Genomic DNA, 2,071 nt, shown 5'->3' on the forward strand with positions numbered 1-2,071 from the left:
CTCTACTTCCACTACGCCTACTTCAATGTCGTGCGCTCTGGTTACCTACAGGCAGACGCCATCTTCTCTAGCGTGATCCTCATTCCCACCATCGCCGCCGGGACAATCACGCTTGGCATATGGCAGCAAGTGTCTACCGCCTTCGGTCAAGTCAGTTCGTCGTTTCAATATTTGGTCAATGCGTGGCCCACGATCGTCGAACTGATCTCCATCCAGAAACGCCTGCGCGCTTTCGAGGCGACACTTGAAGGCGCGCCGCTGCCGGCAATAGACAGAGATTATCTGGCGCGCGAGCAGGCTGGCGTGTCGCCGGAAGATCAGCCGGCAACGTGACTGGACTCGGAATGGGTGGCTAGCCCCCCTAAGTTTGGCACAGGCCCATGATCGCGAGAGACATAGTCGCGAAAACTGATGCATTCGACTTGCTGCATCACGCAGACTTCGCCGGCGAAGCGCTCCAGCGCGTTCCAATAGGCGCCGTCGTTCATCAGCGTGAAGTGGAAGCCGAGCTCCAGCGGCAGGCGCTTGCCGTTATATTCGGCATCGAAGGCGGCGCGGAACGCCTGATAGGCGCGCTCGGCGAATGCGTCCGCCATGGCCGGCTTCTCGGTGCCGGCTGAGTGGCGGACATAGAGATTGTAGTCCATGGCGACCACCGGCTTGGCTTTCGGTCCCTCCGGGATAAGCGGCAGGGCGAAGCGGGTCGTGCCGTTCAGGGTCGGCGGCACGGTCGGCCCGTTCGAGACCGCGCTGGCGTCATACTGGAAGCCGGCCTCGGGCAAGGCCTCGTAAAGCGCCTTGCCGGTCGAGAGATAGGGCGCGCGGAACCCGACCAGCGCAGATTGCGCGAAATCGCGCCAACCGGCCGGTTCCGGTATGCCGTTGATCGCATAGGCATTTTCGAAAATGCGCCGCGCGGACGCGAATTCGGCCAGCCAGTCGGCCTTGCGCCAGTCCTTGCCGTCGAAATGGCCGCAGGCATGGCTGCCTATGTCGTGGCCTTCGGCCGCCGCCAGCCTGACCTGCTCGAGCCGGTCCGCGACATCCTGTTTCGAGGCGCCGAAGCCGACATTGGATTTGCCGGCGGCCTTGCCGGGACCGGCATAGCCCTGCCGCGTCTCCGGCGAGAGCAGGAAGACGCAGGACAGGAAATAGGTGAAATGCGCGCCCGTGCGCTTTGCCAGCGCCCGGCTGCGTTGCCATTGCGAGATCTCGCGGGCGGCGTCGAAAGAGATCAGCACGATCTGCTTGGGTTTGGCCGGCGAGGCGGCTAGCGATCTCGGCGGATCGGCGAAGGCGGCATTGGCTGAGGCGAGCGAGGCGAGACTGAATGCAAGGACACGGTACGAACGAAGCATTGGCAACCTTTGGGAGGATCTTTCCTGCCGATCCGAAGCCGGCTATCGCTCAATTGTGGCACCGGTACGATCCGGGAAGGCTTTGAGGCAGCAGGGACTCCGCGCCGATTTTCCAGCCCGCCCCCTTCCATGCCGACAAAATTTCGCTAAAACGCGGGGCTCAAGAAGCGCCCCCTTCCGGGGCAGCAATGGTTTTGATTGATGTCGGACGACAGTTTTATCCGCGAAGTCAACGAAGAGATTCGTCGCGAGCAGGCGCAGGCGCTGTGGGATCGTTTTGGTCCGGCCATTCTCGGCCTCGCCATCCTGATCGTGCTGGGAACGGCGGCCGTCGTCGGCTATCGCTATTGGGACGAGAGCCGCGCCAACCGTTCAGGCGATGCCTTCTCGCAGGCCCTCAAGCTCGCCAATGACGGCAAGAACGACGAGGCGATCGCCGCGCTCGACCAACTGGAGAAGGACGGCTACGGCGCTTATCCACTGCTCGCACGCATGCGCGCCGCGACCGTCAAGGCCGACAAGGGCGACGTCGACGGCGCGGTCAAGGATTTCGACGAGGTCGCCGCCGACAACGCCATTCCCACCGGCATCCGCGACATCGCGCGGCTGAGGGCAGCGCTGCTGCTCGTCGACCACGGCTCTTACGCCGATGTCTCCAGCCGCATCGAGGCACTGACCGCCGACACCAATCCGCTGCGCCATTCGGCGCGCGA

General features: G+C 63.4%; 3 protein-coding genes. 2 read left to right on the forward strand and 1 reads right to left on the reverse strand.

Translation table 11 applies throughout. The features are described 5' to 3' along the window. The coding region (locus EOD07_RS32225; protein WP_281059107.1) for an SbmA/BacA-like family transporter at positions 1-333 on the forward strand (333 nt) is incomplete at its 5' end. Here the strand turns inward: EOD07_RS32225 and EOD07_RS32230 are convergent. Further along, positions 318-1,358, reverse strand: coding sequence for a polysaccharide deacetylase family protein (locus EOD07_RS32230; RefSeq protein ID WP_127238131.1), 1,041 nt, complete (start codon positions 1,356-1,358; stop codon positions 318-320). The genes EOD07_RS32225 and EOD07_RS32230 overlap by 16 nt on opposite strands. Before the next feature lie 201 nt (positions 1,359-1,559). Between EOD07_RS32230 and EOD07_RS32235 the strand changes: the two genes are divergently transcribed. Beyond that, positions 1,560-2,071: tetratricopeptide repeat protein (locus tag EOD07_RS32235; protein ID WP_127238132.1), on the forward strand; the 512-nt coding region annotated here is incomplete at its 3' end.

This window comes from Mesorhizobium sp. M2C.T.Ca.TU.002.02.1.1 (assembly GCF_003997225.1).

Bases quoted from the DNA above. Each gene is read 5' to 3' on its own strand.
- EOD07_RS32230 (WP_127238131.1), bottom strand. From the start codon at position 1,358: ATGCTTCGTTCGTACCGTGTCCTTGCATTCAGTCTCGCCTCGCTCGCC.